The sequence below is a fragment of the Leptospira hartskeerlii genome (assembly GCF_002811475.1).
Lineage (GTDB): Bacteria > Spirochaetota > Leptospiria > Leptospirales > Leptospiraceae > Leptospira_B > Leptospira_B hartskeerlii.
This window is the reverse complement of sequence record NZ_NPDL01000014.1, coordinates 1-16,769: the sequence shown is the minus strand read 5'-3', so window position 1 is coordinate 16,769 and position 16,769 is coordinate 1. Positions and strand designations below refer to the sequence as shown.

At 38.6% G+C, this 16,769-nt stretch carries 13 protein-coding genes; 6 read left to right on the top strand and 7 right to left on the bottom strand.

Features of this window, described 5'->3' with window-relative positions:
* The first annotated feature begins 46 nt into the window (after window positions 1–46).
* Window positions 47–2,023, top strand: a complete 1,977-nt coding sequence (locus tag CH352_RS18325; protein ID WP_100707959.1) for a sensor histidine kinase — start codon at window positions 47–49, stop codon at window positions 2,021–2,023.
* Here CH352_RS18325 and CH352_RS18320 read toward each other — a convergent pair.
* Entirely contained in the window at window positions 2,020–3,456 is a 1,437-nt protein-coding gene (locus tag CH352_RS18320) for a RecQ family ATP-dependent DNA helicase (protein ID WP_100707960.1), read from the bottom strand. The genes CH352_RS18325 and CH352_RS18320 overlap by 4 nt on opposite strands.
* 154 nt (window positions 3,457–3,610) lie before the next feature.
* On the opposite strand from CH352_RS18320, the gene CH352_RS18315 reads away from it, so the two are divergent.
* The 3 genes from CH352_RS18315 to CH352_RS18305 all read left to right on the top strand — a co-directional run bounded on the left by CH352_RS18315 (window position 3,611) and on the right by CH352_RS18305 (window position 5,791).
* On the top strand, window positions 3,611–3,934 hold the full coding sequence (locus tag CH352_RS18315) for a DUF2834 domain-containing protein (protein WP_100707987.1): 324 nt from the start codon (window positions 3,611–3,613) through the stop codon (window positions 3,932–3,934).
* A 160-nt stretch (window positions 3,935–4,094) separates the two neighbouring features.
* Window positions 4,095–5,033 (top strand): ABC transporter ATP-binding protein, encoded by a 939-nt coding sequence (locus CH352_RS18310; protein WP_100707961.1) that lies wholly within the window; start codon window positions 4,095–4,097, stop codon window positions 5,031–5,033.
* On the top strand, window positions 5,030–5,791 hold the full coding sequence (locus tag CH352_RS18305) for an ABC transporter permease (protein WP_100707962.1): 762 nt from the start codon (window positions 5,030–5,032) through the stop codon (window positions 5,789–5,791). The genes CH352_RS18310 and CH352_RS18305 overlap by 4 nt, the downstream gene beginning before the upstream one ends.
* Before the next feature lie 21 nt (window positions 5,792–5,812).
* Here CH352_RS18305 and CH352_RS18300 read toward each other — a convergent pair whose 3' ends face one another.
* Window positions 5,813–8,983, bottom strand: a complete 3,171-nt coding sequence (locus CH352_RS18300) for a SpoIIE family protein phosphatase (protein WP_100733522.1) — start codon at window positions 8,981–8,983, stop codon at window positions 5,813–5,815.
* A gap of 111 nt (window positions 8,984–9,094) precedes the next feature.
* Window positions 9,095–10,000, bottom strand: a complete 906-nt coding sequence (locus CH352_RS18295; protein WP_100707963.1) for an AraC family transcriptional regulator — start codon at window positions 9,998–10,000, stop codon at window positions 9,095–9,097.
* Window positions 10,001–10,129: 129 nt separating this feature from the next.
* On the opposite strand from CH352_RS18295, the gene CH352_RS18290 reads away from it, so the two are divergent.
* Entirely contained in the window at window positions 10,130–10,981 is an 852-nt protein-coding gene (locus CH352_RS18290) for an NmrA family NAD(P)-binding protein (protein ID WP_100707964.1), read from the top strand.
* A gap of 255 nt (window positions 10,982–11,236) precedes the next feature.
* Entirely contained in the window at window positions 11,237–14,212 is a 2,976-nt protein-coding gene (locus CH352_RS18285; protein ID WP_100707965.1) for a SpoIIE family protein phosphatase, read from the top strand.
* A gap of 105 nt (window positions 14,213–14,317) precedes the next feature.
* Here the strand turns inward: CH352_RS18285 and CH352_RS18280 are convergent, their stop codons facing one another.
* From CH352_RS18280 to CH352_RS18265, 4 genes are read right to left on the bottom strand one after another with little or no spacing between them, the layout of a single operon-like run.
* Entirely contained in the window at window positions 14,318–14,788 is a 471-nt protein-coding gene (locus CH352_RS18280; RefSeq protein WP_100707966.1) for an ankyrin repeat domain-containing protein, read from the bottom strand.
* Between the two features lie 60 nt (window positions 14,789–14,848).
* Entirely contained in the window at window positions 14,849–15,739 is an 891-nt protein-coding gene (locus CH352_RS18275; RefSeq protein WP_100707967.1) for an alpha/beta fold hydrolase, read from the bottom strand.
* A gap of 11 nt (window positions 15,740–15,750) precedes the next feature.
* The gene (locus CH352_RS18270; protein ID WP_100707968.1) at window positions 15,751–16,227 is read right to left on the bottom strand and encodes an SRPBCC domain-containing protein; all 477 of its coding nucleotides are present in this window, start codon (window positions 16,225–16,227) and stop codon (window positions 15,751–15,753) included.
* Between the two features lie 2 nt (window positions 16,228–16,229).
* Window positions 16,230–16,565: an ArsR/SmtB family transcription factor gene (locus tag CH352_RS18265; protein WP_100707969.1), complete on the bottom strand. Its 336-nt coding sequence runs from the start codon at window positions 16,563–16,565 to the stop codon at window positions 16,230–16,232.
* Window positions 16,566–16,769 lie beyond the last annotated feature (204 nt).

Genomic DNA, 16,769 nt, shown 5'->3' with positions numbered 1-16,769 from the left:
CTATACAGGGTTCATGCGGAGAATAAACTGGAGACCAGATATTAGAATGAGGTCATCTGTCTTTCATTTACTATTTCTTTTGGCATTCATGGGGTGTTCGGGGACAACCGAAGTGTATTCTCCGCATGCAAAAGACGGAATTTTAGATCTAAGAGATTGGGATAGAGATCGTTTTGCTACTGTTGCCTTAGATGGAGATTGGGAATTTGCAAATTCGGTCTTAACTCCGGAAACATTCACAAAAGATGGATTCATTTCCGTTCCTGGAGCCTGGAACTCATTTACAAAAAACGGCAAACAACATGAGGGAGAAGGTCTCGGAACTTACAAACTCACAGTCCTATTGGACAAACCTGTAAAAGATCTGGCTTTTCAGATCGGAGATGTTTCCACAGCATTTAAACTATTCCTGAACGGAAAATTGCTGATCGAGAACGGCAAAGTAGGAAATTCCAGAGAGGGAATGCTCCCTTCTTACAAACATCCTATCGTTCTAATAGACGAAGAATCTAAGGAACTAAAACTTATCTTACAAATATCAAATTTTTATCATATAACCGGCGGGCTCCGTAAATCCATTAAATTAGGAAACACATTAGCAGTCTTCGAAGAAAAAAAAAGACAGGTTGCTCTTGGATGGGTGGTCTTCGGAGCCACTTTTTTCATGGGCCTTTATCATTTGATCTTGTTTTTGATGAGACGAGTGGATAAATCCGCACTTTGGTTCGGATTATTCTGCATTGATCTTAGTATCAGAGGGTTTTTTACAGGATCGGTATTCATCTATGAGGTCACACCGGATTCTTTTTGGGTGTACATCCATAAGTTGGATATTTTGACTTTTGTTTTAGCACTGCCCTTATTTTCAGTTTTTTTAAAAGCGGTATTTCCCGATGAAAAATTCCATTATTATTTTAATAATATATTCATAAGCGTTAGTTTCGCATTCTTCGTCATAGTTCTTGCTCTTCCTTCAACCGAATACATGAACTATATAAGGATATTCCAAGGTTTTGTAGGCCTCAGCATAGTTTATTTCTTTATAATGATTTCTCTTTGCATTTTCAGAAGGAGAGAAGGTGCCATTCTATTTGCAATCGGCTCTTTAATACTGTTCTTAACTACTTTAAACGATATTTTAAACCAAAGTTTGATCATAAAAGCTGAATATTTAGCAAGTTGGGGACTTCTTGCGTTCTTATTTTCCCAAACAGTGATGCTTTCAGTCAGATTTTCTAATGCGTTCGTAAGATTAGAAGAACTCCAAAAATCCTTGGAGCAAAAAGTCACAGAAAGAACGAAACAATTAGCGGAAGCGAAACATATTGCAGAAGAAGCAAATTCACTCAAAGACACATTCTTATCTTTAGTAACTCACGATTTAAGATCCCCTATCACAACAGTAATCGGTATCTTACATTTGATCCGAAACGATTACGAGCAATTGGACGATGAATCCTTATTGGAATGGGTGGATAGAGCGGAGTATACTTCTTCCCAATCCTTAGAGATGATCGCAACACTCTTGGATCTAAACAGACTTAAATCCGGTTCTTTCCCTTTGGACAACAGTTTGATCTATGTGTATCCGGAAGTAGAAGGTGTGCTTGCCAAACTTCTTCCCCAAGCGGAAGCGAAGAAGGTCAGGATCCTAAATGAGATCCCCGATGATGTTAAGTTAAACGTGGATAGGACTTTATTTTCCGAAATATTTATTAACTTAGTTTCCAATTCCATAAAGTTCTGCAGAGAGAATGACTCTATTCGTATAGGATTTTCCAACGAGAAGAATGATCCGGAATTTTTCGTAGAAGATACCGGGATCGGAATGCCCAAAGATATGATCCCGAATTTATTTTTAACCGAGGTCAAATCCACTCGTTTGGGGACCAAAAACGAATCCGGAACCGGCTTAGGTTTACCTTTAGTTTATAGCATTATAAAAGCTTATAACGGAAAAATTTCAGTAGAATCGGAAGAGAAAAAAGGAAGTAAATTTACGTTTTCAATCCCGAGAGTCTAAATCTTAGAGCAAATATCACAATTTTCGCAAGTATGAAAGGTGGCACCGAAATATTCATATAGAAATTCCCTTCTACATTTCTCAGACTTCAAATACATAAGCATCTGATACAATCGATTCAAACTCGCTTTCTTTCGGTCCTCCAAAACTTTCGGGTCCGTCAAAACTTCAGGCAATTTTCCACGCAAAACAAGAGACTTTCTTTCCAAATCTCCGGAAGTAACTCCATGCCTTTCGAAAAGATTCAGCACTGTTTGCAAACGATGATCTCCTCGATTTTTATGCACAACCATAGATTGTAGTTCTTCATAATCTAAAGAAGATAGTTTTTCGCCTACAGACTTTAAAACTCGATACACTCTGGTCATAAAATTTTCATCTGGATTCTGCCATTCAATAAAATCCATAAGAACAGACAGATCATCCTGGTTATAAAACAAAAGGCAATCGGAAGGATTTCCATCCCGTCCCGCTCTCCCTATTTCCTGATAATAAGATTCCAAAGAAGAAGGTAGTTCTGCATGAATGATTGTCCGAATATTCGCCTTATCTACTCCCATCCCGAATGCATTCGTAGCTAAAAGTAAGGTATCTTTTGAATTTAAAAATTCGTTTTGTATTTTCCTTCTTTTATCGGAAGGTAATAGTCCGTGATACACACGATAGCGGATCTTCTCTATATCTAAAAGTTCCGAGAAACTTTCGATATTTTTGATCAGATTAAAGTAAACGATCGTATTTCCTTTTAAATTTTTTAGATAAGAGATCAATTCTTTTGCTTTAGAAGAAGAATCCACGAAAGTCCTAACTTCCAAATAAAGATTCGGCCTTGAGATCCCTTCATTATAGATCTGAATATCCGATTCGGATAATCCGATCTGCTTGATCATATCCTTTTGGATTTCCTTTGTAGCGGTAGCAGTCAAAGCAATGATCCTAGGATATTTTAAGATCTTTCTGAATTCTGAAATTTTAGTATAGTCCGGTCTAAAATCATGCCCCCACTGGCTGATACAATGAGCCTCATCCACAACCAATAAAGAAACTTTTCTGGTCTTAAATATTTCCAAAAAGGACGACTTACGAAATCTCTCCGGGGAAACATAAAGGATTTTGTATTTTCCATCCTTTAAATTCTCATAACGAAGATTACGTTCTTCCTTTGAAAGAGATGAGTTTACAAATTCTGCATCTACTCCCAAAGACTTTAACTTGTCCACTTGGTCCTGCATGAGAGCGATCAACGGAGAAATAACGACTGTCAATTCTTCCAATGCTAATGCAGGCAATTGGTAGCATAGAGACTTGCCCATCCCTGTCGGCATGATCACTAAGCAGTTTTTGCCTTCTAAAACATCTCTGATAATTTTTTCTTGAGAGGATCTGAATTCGGAGATTCCGAACTTCTTTTTTAATTCTTGTAAATTGGACATTCGGACAGTTTCCTTTGTGGATCCGGTCCACTTTTTGCCAATCCGGTTTTTAAATTTCTTTTGGAGACTTTTTACTCACAAATTGAAATTTATCTGGCGCTCTCTGAAAAAGTCCCTACTCTTTGCTATTAAACTTTCAATCGAGAGAGCAAAAATGACCCTTTCAACATTTAGAAATCTTCTGATCGTCTTAGGCTCTGTGTTTACCGCAGGCTTTCTATATTTAGTGCTTCCACCTTTATTGCAAAACTTCGATGTGATCGGTGCTTTTTTAGGAGGATTCGTTAATCCATTCTCCAGCGCTTATGCATTGGATATTATTTTTACATGGCTTGTCCTCGCTGCTTGGATCATATATGATTCAAAAACAAAAGGTATTAAAAATGGATGGATCGCGCTTCTACTTGGTGTGGTTCCCGGTGTAGCAGTAGGAGCTGCCTACTATATTTATCTAAGAGAGAAACAAGGTCGAAATTAATCTTTGTAGGAATTCCAACATTCGGTTTCCACTTACTGGAAACCGACCGTTCCATAGCCCTACAAAACTATTCTATCTTCTAAAATTGGTGTGGGCCAATATCCTTAAGTTCTGTATTTTGGATAATCACATAATTTATTGAACGGTTTGAAGGAATCGTATGAACTCCAACAACTCTCCCATTGTTTCCATCCAGAACCTCTCCAAATCCTATTCCAACGGATTCCAAGCCTTAAAAAACATAAACTTGGATATCGAAAAAGGAGAGATCATTGCCCTCTTAGGTCCTAATGGTGCAGGAAAAACCACTCTGATCTCCATCATCTGCGGGATAGTCAATCCAAGTTCCGGATCTGTTTCCGTAGGCGGTTACGATATTATAAAAGATTATCGAAAGACCAGATCGATGATCGGTCTTGTTCCCCAAGAACTCACAGTTCATGCGTTCGAATCCGTTTTAACGACTACCAATTTCAGTAGAGGTCTGTTCGGAAAATCACCTAACAAAGAATATATCGATGAACTTCTAAAATCTCTTTCTCTTCTGGAGAAAAGAGATCAAATGATAATGACCTTGTCCGGCGGAATGAAAAGAAGGGTTCTGATCGCAAAAGCATTATCTCATGAACCACTCGTTCTATTTTTAGATGAGCCTACTGCAGGCGTGGATGTAGAACTCAGAAAAGATATGTGGAATGTAGTGAGGGCACTTAGGGACAAGGGAGTTACCATAATTCTTACAACGCATTACATTGAAGAGGCGGAAGAGATCGCAGACAGAGTCGGCATCATGAACAAAGGAGAGTTGGTCCTTGTAGAAAAGAAAACCGAACTCATGCATAAGCTCGGGAAAAAACAGATCTTACTAGATCTTGTTTCCCCTCTCCAAAGTCTACCTAACAATTTTAACGGCTACGAACTGGAACTAAAGAATGAAGGAAAACAATTATTGTACACCTATGACGGCCAGGAAAAACAAACAGGGATCGCAAGCTTCTTAGAACAATTGAAAAAATCCGGAATAGAATTCAGAGACCTGAATACAACCCAAAGCAGTTTGGAAGAAATTTTCGTACAATTAGTGAAGGAATCCAAATGAATCTCAACGCTATCAAAGCCATCTATTTTTTCGAAATGGCAAGAACAAGAAGGACATTGATGCAAAGTATTGCTTCACCGGTCCTTTCTACTTCTTTGTATTTTATCGTTTTCGGTTCTGCGATCGGATCTAGGATCCAAGAAGTTAACGGAGTGTCTTACGGTTCCTTTATTGTTCCAGGACTTGTTATGCTTTCCCTATTAACAGAAAGTATCTCTAACGCTTCTTTCGGAATCTATTTTCCTAAGTTTACAGGAACCATTTATGAAATATTATCCGCTCCGGTTTCCAGCATGGAAGCTGTGATCGGCTTTGTGGGAGCTGCTGCAACCAAGTCATTGATATTAGGTTCTATCATGCTTGCAACAGCATCTTTGTTTGTGGAGATTAAGATAGCTCATCCATTCTTGATGGTGTTCTTCTTGATCCTGACCTGTATTTCCTTTAGTCTATTCGGGTTTATTATAGGAATTTGGGCGGACAATTTTGAAAAACTGCAAGTGATCCCAATGCTCGTCATCACTCCTTTGGTATTTTTAGGGGGAAGTTTTTATTCTGCAAATATGCTCCCTCCTTTCTGGCAAACTGTGACTCTATTCAATCCGATCCTATATTTAGTCAGCGGGTTTAGGTGGAGTTTTTACGAGATTGGGGATGTAAGCCTGGAAATCAGCCTAGCTATGATCTTATTCTTCTTGGTTTCTTGCCTAGGAGTGGTTGCCTGGATGTTTAAAACAGGATATCACATTAAAAAATAATAAAATACTTAGCCGAAGGATCTAAAATTCCTTCGGCTGGTCATTTAGCCTGCTCAAATATTTTTTCAAAAGATCTGCTACTTTTAAAACGGATTCATTATGCGGATCCAGATGGATTGCATCTTTTAGAATAGAATCTGCTCGATCGAAATTTTTAACTGCTATATAGATTTCAGCAAGATTGGTTAGATTTTTTATGTGAGAAGGTTCTCTCAATCTAAGACGTTCGCTGAAATCTAGAGCCTTTCTGATCTGACCGGCCTTTCTTGCCGCAAAAGAAGCCACATACAAGATCTCGCTATCTATCGGATTCATCTTAAAGTAATCTTCTGCGTATCTGGCAGCCTTTTGATAATCCTTTAATTTCAGGAAAAGTTTAATAAAATTCTTTTTCACTTCAGGAACACGGCTATCCAAAGATTCCGCTTCTTCTAAATAACTGAGGGCTTCTTGTGTATCTTTATTTAAAAAGGTTTCCTTAGCATTCCTAAGTAGTTCCTTGATCCTCTGTCTTTTTTCGTCTTGAGGGAATGTTTCTTTTCCGTTTCCTGTAAAAGACAACCGGATAATAGAAAGGTCATCGCTCAATTTACCGATATTTAAAATAACATTATATATTTCCTGAAGATTCCCTCTTCCTTTTTCGACAGAGTTTAAGAATAACTTTTCGTCATCGTTGATAATCCTATCCCCGTCCGAATCCATGCCAACGATGATATCATCCCTACCGTCAGAACCCACAAAGATACAATCTCCAGGTTCCAACTGGAAGGTTTTGATAAAAATAGTACCTTCCACACCCGTTGTTCCTAATTTTCGGAACATGAATTCGTTCTCTATAAAACTCGCAATCCCGTCCCGATACAACACCGTCCAAGGATGCTCTGCATTAATATAATATAATACTCCTATCTCATCATCAACTAAACCGATCACGGAAGATACCAACATTGATCCGTCAAAACTTTCAAATACCTTATGCAATTCTATGAACGCATTTTTCAGCCATCTTTCAGGAGATTGTTTTTTAATTGTATCGACTACTCTTGTTCTTTCAATAATAGATTCAAAAACGGATCCAAGAACCAATGCGCCTCCCGCACCTTGCATGGACTTACCCATTGCGTCTCCGTTCAAAAAGACAGTATAGGATCTCCCTTGCAGCTCTATATGATTTGAAATATTCAAGTCTCCGCCGATCTCATCCTCATGTTTCCTAAAAGTGAACCTTTTCTTTTGTTTCAAAAGAAATTCCACCTTTACGTTTTCTTGATTTGCTTTGTTCGAACCTAACGGCTTGATCAAAAGAGAAGTTAAAAAATAATCCGCGTCCTGTTGTTGTTTCAATTCCTGGACTTCGTTCAAAGTTTGTTCCAATTCCTTAGTCCTATCTTTGACTTTCTCTTCCAATTCGTTAGCATATTGCTCCAATCTTTTTCTGGCCGCCTGAATGGACCTTGCCATTCTATTGAAAGAACGAGCTATAAATCCAATTTCATCTTCCACTCTTGGGACCAATCTATATTCCAAATTTCCCGAATTTACCTCGGTCAATCCGACTACAACTTCCTCCATCGGATTTACGATCGCGTTATGAAAGAAAAATCTAAAACCGAAACTGATCGTAATGATCATCACCAAAAGGCAGATCACCATTACTAAAGAAGGAGAATGTAAATATTCTCTGAAAGATCTGTAAGTGAATCCTACTTCGTAAATTTTTCCGTTTTGCGGATGGATCACTAAATAAGCCAAATAGAATTCCGGAGTTTTTTCATCCGCCTTATTAAACTTAGCTCCTCTATACATTCTTTCTCCCACTTCTCTCAAAGAAGTTAAAGGAAGAATGAAGGAAGATCGAACCTCTAACTCCGACTTCCCAGAAGAAATATCCTTCTCCACTTTTTTACGAACCTGCTCTAGTACAGACTTCAAACCGATCTCTTCAGAATTCAGAAGTTTAGCCACCGCTGTCGTATCAGTTTTTGAAGGAAGATTAGAGAATTTGTTTTTTATAATATTCAGTTTTTTATTCAGAAAATGGAAAAAATCGATAAGCTCTACATCTGTAACTTTCGAATCTCCTTTTGATTCGTAAAAATTCCTTATTCCTTCAGAGTATGCGTAAAATTCCTTAGGAGAATCCTGAAGGATCACTTTGGATCTTTCCCATCTTTCTTTCGCATTCAAAGTCCCCAAATTCGTAAGTTTTCGAGCCACATTGAAAAACTTGATCTCTAAACGATCTTCCGAATCGAACCTTTGGTCCTTCTCTCCTTTTTCCAAACTGAAATCTTTGGATTCAGGATCAAAAGATAGAAGATAGGCAAATCCCTCCGGCTTCTTTCCCTGAAAAGCCGCAAGTTCGGAAGCCTGACCTTTTAATGTATCAAAAGAAGTATCATAACCGTTTAATATTGCATATCCTACCAACTGAAATGCTAAAAGAAAAGTAGCCATGGTCACGGCCACGATCTTACTCAAAATGGTAGTCCTTTCCTTGGTCGCATTTGCATAAATGATCAAGACAAGAAAAAGGCCGATCACAAGTGCGATATCGGTAGTATGTTGGAATACTTTTCTAGAGACGGAGCCGTCCCTACTCATTACATTCAAGATACCCGGAATGATCGTAATCGTAGAATAAGCGATCGCGATATAGATAATCCATCTTCTTTCTTTTCCTTTTTCTACGATCGCTCTCCAAGTAGCAGATGCCAAAAAAGAAAAGTTATATACTAAAATTATAATGGAGAAAATTTTATAGAACTTATGCGATTCGAAATCCCAATAATTACTTCCTATATTAAAACGATGATCCGACTGTAACGTAACCGCAATAAATGTGGCCTCAACAATCGCAAGCCCAGCATATAAAATAAAATAAATAGTTAAACCGAACTTAACGTTTCTGGGATTTGGAAAATAAAAGAAAAATATAAAACATTGTATAAATCCCATCATGGGGGATGGGATCGCCAACCAACGATGTATGATTGTCCACTGATCGAAAGAGATAAACGCGATAATATAAGCTAAATGAAAAATGGTCATCGCCAAGGTCGAAAGACCCAAGTGAAACGCTGCCTTACTTCTATCCTTGATACTTAAAAAGAAGAAGGTAACGTAGATGGAAAAAAGGCAGGCTAATAGAGAACCGAAAAAATAAAAATTAAAATAGAACTGATCCATATAAGCAGCATAAAAAGAATCTTAAAACCGGTTTCCGTCAAGAAGATTGTTTGCGGATTAGAACCGGTTACAGTGGAACCTACGATTAGAATCGTTCCATTCGGAATATGACTAAGCCCCCAATCTTTCCTGCTCGGAATTTCTAGGAGAAAGACCATGGATCCTTTTGTAAGCTTTGGAAAAAGCAAACGCGGAAGAATAGCCCACAGTCCTTGCGATCTCCTCCAAGGTAAAATTCTCCTCTGCCATCAGAGTTTTTCCTTTATCCATTCTTAATTTTGCCAAATAATCTATTGGAGTACATCCCAGAACTTCCCGGAATCGATTCGCAATGGAAGCCCTAGAAACTCCAACCGCTCTGGATAATTTTTCCAAAGTCCAAGGATAAGAAAGTTTTCTATGCAATGCCTCTAACGCTCTCAGTATCTTCTCATCTTTAAAAGCGCTTCTCCAGCCAGGAGAAGAAGAAGGATGGATCTCCAACCAATGTCGAATCACGTAATACAGAAGAATGTCGGTTAATCTTTGCAGTATCAGATCGGAACCTATCCCTGAATCCAATTCTTGAGAGATCAATACTTGAGTGGTGTTTAACGGATGATGTGCAAGAACATCGGAAGACTTTACTAAAATATAATCTGGAAGCTCGAAGAAAAATGGATGTTGCGCTGCTTCCGGAACCTCATAACGAACGGAAACGAATGTGGTTAAAGGAAGTTTTTCAGACCTCTTTTGCTTTTCGGACATATCCCTGAACTTGGCAATATCTACGACTTTATCATTTGGAGAATATACCAAGTCATGATCCAGACCTTTCGCAACGAATAGAATATCTCCTTTTTCTAAATGGATGAGTTTTCCTTTGATCCTTGCATAACAAGAACCTTGAGAAAGAATATGGAATCCACCGCTCCTTTCACAAGGAAAACGAAACCCCCAAGGTTTATATAAGGAAGTCCTGGCGAGTAGGTCCGCTTTCCAGCCTGCATTGGTCAATATTTCCGAAAGAATATCCATCTTCTAAACATAAGCCATAATATCCAAAAGTCGATTCCTTTATACTATTGGATATGTTTTTTAGACCCTAAGACATAGCCTAATTTCAATACATCTTGTATCATTCAAAGTTACAGGAGAATAAATCAAATGAAAATTTTCGTATATGGCGGATCAGGACAGATCTCCAGTTCCGTAATTTCTAAACTATTGGATTTGGGACATGAAGTATATGCAGGAACTAGGAATCCGGATGCCGGCAAAAAACTTCCGGGGCTACATTGGGTATTTGCAGATGCCACCCAGCCCACAAAAGGAACTGAAATTTTAGAAAATGTGGAGAGAGCCTTCTTCATTTCTCCCCCAGGATACACGGACCAATATTCGGTATTAAGTCCTTGGTTTGAAAAAGCTAAAAAAGCTTCCTTGAAGAAGGTAGTTTTGATGAGCGCCATGGGAGTGGACTTCGCTCCTCCAGAGGCTCCTTTTAGAAAATTAGAGATCAGCTTAGAAAATTCCGGAGTTCCGTACACAATCTTAAGACCGAATTGGTTCATGCAGAACTTCCAAACATATTGGCTTTCCGGAATATTAAAAGATAAGAAGATATTCTTCCCTGCAGGAAATGCAAAGACAAGCTTTATCCATACGGATGACATATCTTCTTCGGTGGTTTCCGCTCTATTGAACGACCAATTTAACGGCAAAGGAATTACGTTAACCGGAAAAGAAGCACTTACTCATGAAGAAGTAGCCGAAAAAATTTCCAAACATACTGGCGTAAAGGTAAGTTACTCCGATATCAGCCCGGAGACATTTAAGGCAAATCTTTTACAAGCGGGCGTATCCGAAGACTATGCAAGTTTTATGGTATTCATCGCCGGCGCGCTGAAAGAAGGCCATTCTTCTTCCATCCTGAATACTGTTCGGGAGATCACAGGAAAAGATCCTATCACTTTTGATGAGTATGCGGAGCAAAACAAAAAGGTTTGGTTGAATTAAGACGGATTCTTTTGCTCGACCTTAATTGGATCCTTAGGGTAGATCAAGGTCGAGCAATTGTAATAAAGACGAAAATCGCCTAATTAAAAAAAGTCGAGAGAAGAAAAATAATACCAAAGTTTTAGTGCGTATCGCAATTTTGTCGATCAAACGCTCGATAAAAATCCAAAATAGCGACACATATGCTGCTATTTATCATGTATTCGAGAATCCTCTTGACATTTAGTCGTTTATGCAAAATCTAACAAGTCCGATATGGAAGCTTCCATTCTTTTCTCCCATCATGCAAGCGGAGTTTTCTCCTTATTCCTTTTAACCTTCGTTTTGAGCGGATTCTTGGTATTCAAGAAGAACAGGACCCTACCAACATATTATTTAATTATAATGTATCTGGGATATGGGACCATGTTTTTGGGCTACTTCCTCTCCTACTCCATATTTAACCCATTAGCTGCATATCATAGATATCTTACAGTTTTTGTGATCTTCGGGATCGTAGGATTCATAGGTTTCTGCTATCATTTCCCAAGGAATATTTACCCAAAAGAATCCAAGATAGTTATTCCGCTAACCTTAGTAATCGCATTAGCTGCATGGATACATTTCATTCTGAAAACGATCGGAATGGAAAAGATATATCTATTCTCCGCCCACCATTATAGTTTTGATTACGGAAAAGAAGCTAGTTTTGCGATCCTTTTGTGTTTTATCATCAGCACAGTCATTCTAATCAGAAAGACAATCTACTTCTCTCGTTATACTGGAATATTCCAAAAATGGAATACATCCTCTAGTTCTTTGGCTCTCCCGATTCGAATCCTTGTAAAAACTCTACTTTTTCTCCCTCTGAATATCATGAGGATCTTACTTCCTGCGAGAAAAGAAGGAATTGCATTAAGAGCATTCTTACTAACTGTAATCTTAAACATCTTAAATGCATATAATAACGTATTAAACAAGTCCGGTGTTCTATCTTATGATACCTATGCGATTACCTACTTTATCCTATCGGTAATCACGATATTCTTCATACAAAGTGCATATTTAAACCATTCACCGGAACCTACTAGCTTTATGGGAAAAATTCTTTCCAGCGCTGTAGTTACGGTAGTGTTAGCTCTAGGGGCAATAAGTTACATTACGTTATTCTCCACTGATAAATCCATCGAGAAAGAAGACTTAGTTGAGATGAATTCAGTCAAAACGGAGATCCGAAATGGAGACACGAACTTTCCTCCGAATGTAAGATACATTTTATCTCGCCCTGTCGGTCCGGGAATATTCGATCATAAATATGAGATCCTCTTTTCCAAAGACGGTTTGAACCAAACCATTTTGAAAGAAGGAGAGAAATATTACAAAAACCAACAACTCAAAGAAGCGATCGAAAAGAATAGAAAGCTTCACAAAGGGAAATCCGAATCGGAGTTAGAGACAATCACTCTAAAGGAAATGAAAGAAACAAATCTTCCTTTAGGTGCCAGGCTCTACAGAGTCGCAGGCGATTTCTATATCCATTATGATTTTGTGATAGGACCTACAAGATATGAAGTAGGATTCGCATATGCCGAATTCAGACAGGTAATCCACGACGTAGCCCGCTGGTTAATCCTGATCATTCTTGGAACAACGATCTTTATATTGATCGCCTTCCCTATCCTGCTCAGAGTCAGCCTAATTCATCCTCTTAATAATCTATTGTCCGGAGTGGAGAAAGTCAACCACGGAGATTTAAATGTAAACGTTCCTATCAAGACTATGGACGAGATCGGTTTCCTATCGTTGTCATTCAACTCAATGGTAGATTCTATCCGAGGAGCGAGGGAACAATTACAAGAGCACGCGGATCATTTAGAAGAAAAGGTAGAAGAACGTACGAAAGAAGTTCAGGAAAAAATGGAGGAAGTCCAAAGACTGAAAATCCAACAGGATGGGGACTATTTCTTAACTTCTTTACTTGCAAAACCTCTTTTCTATAACGCAAACAAATCCCCTAAAGTAAATACTAGCTTTCTTATCAGACAAAAGAAATACTTCGAATTTCGTAATAAGCAGGGAGAACTCGGGGGAGATATTTGTTTAACAGGAAATTTAAGATTAGGAACTCCTGATAATTATAAAAAATTCACGATGGCGATGAATGGAGATGCCATGGGAAAATCCATGCAAGGAGCAGGAGGTTCCTTGGTCATGGGAGTCGTCATGAACTCGATCATGGCAAGATCCGCCGCAAACAAAAGAGTTCTAGCAAAAACACCGGAAGAATGGCTGACTGAAACCTATCTGGAAATCCATTCCGTGTTCAAAAGTTTTGATGGAACCATGGTCATTTCCGCGACTGTTGCATTGATCGACGACGAAACCGGAGAAATGTTCTATTGGAACGCAGAACATCCATTCTCGGTATTGTATAGGGACGGAAAGGCTTCTTTTATAGAAAACACATTAGAACTTCGTAAATTAGGACTGGACTCGGAGTTCGATTTTAAAGTGAAAAAGTTCCAGCTTCATCCCGGAGATCTGATTATTCTCGCCTCCGATGGAAGAGACGATCTTTTATTATCCATACACAATGGCAAAAGGATCATCAACGAGGATGAAAATGTTTTCTTAGATGTGGTGGAAAGATCGCACGGAGATATTAAAAATATCGAAAAAAATATCAGAAGTATAGGAGAAGTTATAGATGACCTCTCAATCTTACGGATCGGTTTCCAAGAAGTAAATGCTCCTGCAATTGAACAAAGGGAAGATAGCAACGAATTTGCGGATAAGGTAGTTCTACAAAGTCTGTACAAAGAAGGAAAAGAATTATATAGAAATGGAGAAGCTCAAAAGGCGATTTCTATTCTTTTAGATGCATACGCAACGGATAATAATAACCAAAAATTGAACAAGCTACTCGGATTAATCAGTTTTAAAGAAAAGGACTATCCGTTAGCGGTAAAAGTCCTGAGCAAGTATCTAAGCCAAGATCCGGATACCGCAGAACTCTGGTATTATCTCTCTATTGCAGAAAAACGAATCGGTAACTTAGCTCAATCCTTGGAAGCTGCAATGATGGTAAATCAAATGCAGCCTATGAATGTACAAAACCTTGTCCATCTTTCCGATCTAAATCGACTTTTAGGCAATAGAGAAGAAGCAATCGGATTCACAAAATCTGCAGAAGAGATAGATCCGGAAAATAAGAATATCAGAAAGCTGAAGAAACTTTTGGAAATGGATTAGAAGTGTAGGTCCAAATTACAACCTTGCTTTGGTTCAAAAACAACCTTAGAAACGAATAAACAGGAACTTTCACAAGTAGCGCTTATTGAAGTTCCTACAAAAAAACTACATTAAATATCTCTTGCCTAAATTATCTCTTTTATCTGTATCCGCTCCATTCGAGATTAGAAGTTCCGAGATCTCAGAGAGCCCGTCATAACTATAAGAAATATGTAATGGAGTCACTCCGCTTGGATCGGAAACATTAGGATCTGCTCCATGTTCCAAGAGGATCTGAACAGGTTTTACTTTCCCATTTTCAACAGCTTTATGAATTGGAAAGATCCCATTTCCATCAGGAAGGTTCGGGTCCAAGCCCGCATTCAATAAAGTTTCTAAATAAAACGGATCTTGGATCTCGGAAGCGCAAAAACCGAGAAGCCCCTTGGTGCATTCTTTTAACTCACCTTTATTCGGGATGAGATCCAAAATTTTCCTAAAACCTTGTTTATCTCCGTTTTGGATCTTAGAAAATAATTCTTTTCCCCTTTGTATAGTCTCGCGATCCTTAATCCAGTTTGTAAGCCAATCTAGCATATCATTTCCCAATCTATATTTAGAAAATAGACTGTTTGGATCCGGATTTTGATCTTACCTTTACGGCGAATCTAAAAAATCTTGGACCAAAGCAGAGGTCAATTCAGGATATCGATCTTTTCCTTGCGACATGATTGCTTCTCCTAAATAATCTCCATGGCCTCCGGGCAGAATCAAAAGCCTTGCCTTCGGGATCATTCGGACCATTTCTACCGCGTGCTCTAACTTAGGAACATCCTTATCCCCGAGTAAGATCAAAGTCGGAATTCCAACAGTTCTAATATCTTTATCGCTAAGATCCTTGAAGTTACGCATTCGCGCAGCATCTTTCTCATACATTATATGTAATTTTTGAGGGTCAGGATTTACTTTTAAAAATGCATCTTTAAGTGCTTGAGGCATGTTTTCAAAAGTAGCATTTTTCATAAAATTCCAAAACATAGGATAAGCCCCTTCTCTTTTTGTGATAGATGAAGCAAATACAAGTTTACGCACTAGTTTCGGATGTCGGATAGCCACATTCAATGCAACACTTGCGCCGTTGCTAAAACCGAAAATATCCACTTGTTCCACTTTCAAAAATTTCAATAGAGCGACTACATCCTCCGCAGAAGTTTCGAAACTGACTGGCGCATTTCTATCCGTCGTTCTACCATGTCCTTGTTCGTCCAGAGCGATCACTTTACGATTTTGAGCAAGAAGAGGGAGAATCCTGCTATAAGTCACTTCTATCGTTGAGCCTCCACCGTTCAGCAGAACTAGTGGGATCCCATTCTTTTTCCCGTGAATCTCGTAATACATTTGGATATCTCTAATGGGAGCGAGCCCTTTTTCAAATGCTTCGGATGTAATCTTAGAAGGTGTTTCACGAAGTTGAAATGGTTGTCCTGCAGAACAAGCATTGACTATGAATATTGTAAAAATATAATATATTAAATTAGAAAATTTCATCTCGGTTCTCCTTATTTTGCCTTTTCGAGATAATCTGTTAATCTTATTAAATGCGCCAAAGTACCTTCTCTTCTGGAACTCACACCTTCTCTACCTATTGTTTGGTCTAAAAATGCAACTTGTTCTGTGAACGTTAGCCTTGTAGAGGAAGTGTCTACTCTTTCTATTTCAATGGAGGCGATTGATACTGAATGGATCTTTCCGCTTAAGATCATATCGTAAACGAAAACGATTCTTTGGTTTTCGATTAGATCGGAAAATCTGGCTTTGTATAAGGTTTCTTTTCCATTTGGAAAACGACCATGAAGTATCTCTTCTCCGCCAATTCGGAAGTCCAATTTTCTCTGTACTACCGACCAATCTCCAGGTCCGATGAACCAATTTGCCTTTGCTTCTACGTTACTCCATGCAGAATAAACGGATTCTGGCTCAGATTGATATACTCTTTCTATGCTAAAAATTTCGTGGGCGACTTTTAGTGTTTCCATAGTTACTTTTTTCCCTTCTCCGTTTTTTCCAAAAATTCTCCCAATCGATCCAAATTCCTTTCCCAAAATTTTCTACGCTGGTGAACCCAGTTCTCGATCAGTTCCAACGAATTCATCTCAACTCTGCAGGAACGCACGCGCCCTATCTTCTGGGTTTTGATCAAACCGTTTTCTTCCAAAATTTGTATGTGCTGGACGACTGCTGCCATACTCATGTCCAGAGGGCCGGCAAGCTCGCTTACGGAAGCCGGTTTTTTGCTCAGTCTTTCTACGATGTCACGGCGAGTCGGGTCTGACAAGGCGTAGAAAACCCCATCAAGAGATGAATTGTTAAGCATTTACTTAAGTATAGCGACAATGGAAAAATAGTCAAGCATTTGCTTAAGTGTTTTTTATGTAAGCACTCAACTAAAACAAAAAAGCCGAAGGCTTTATGCCCTCGGCTTTTTAAATAAACTTCAACAATAGAATATAACTGCGATTGGGATCTGTTTGCTGATCATCTTGTATGGATGTTCATGCGCGGCATCTTTGTTAAGGAT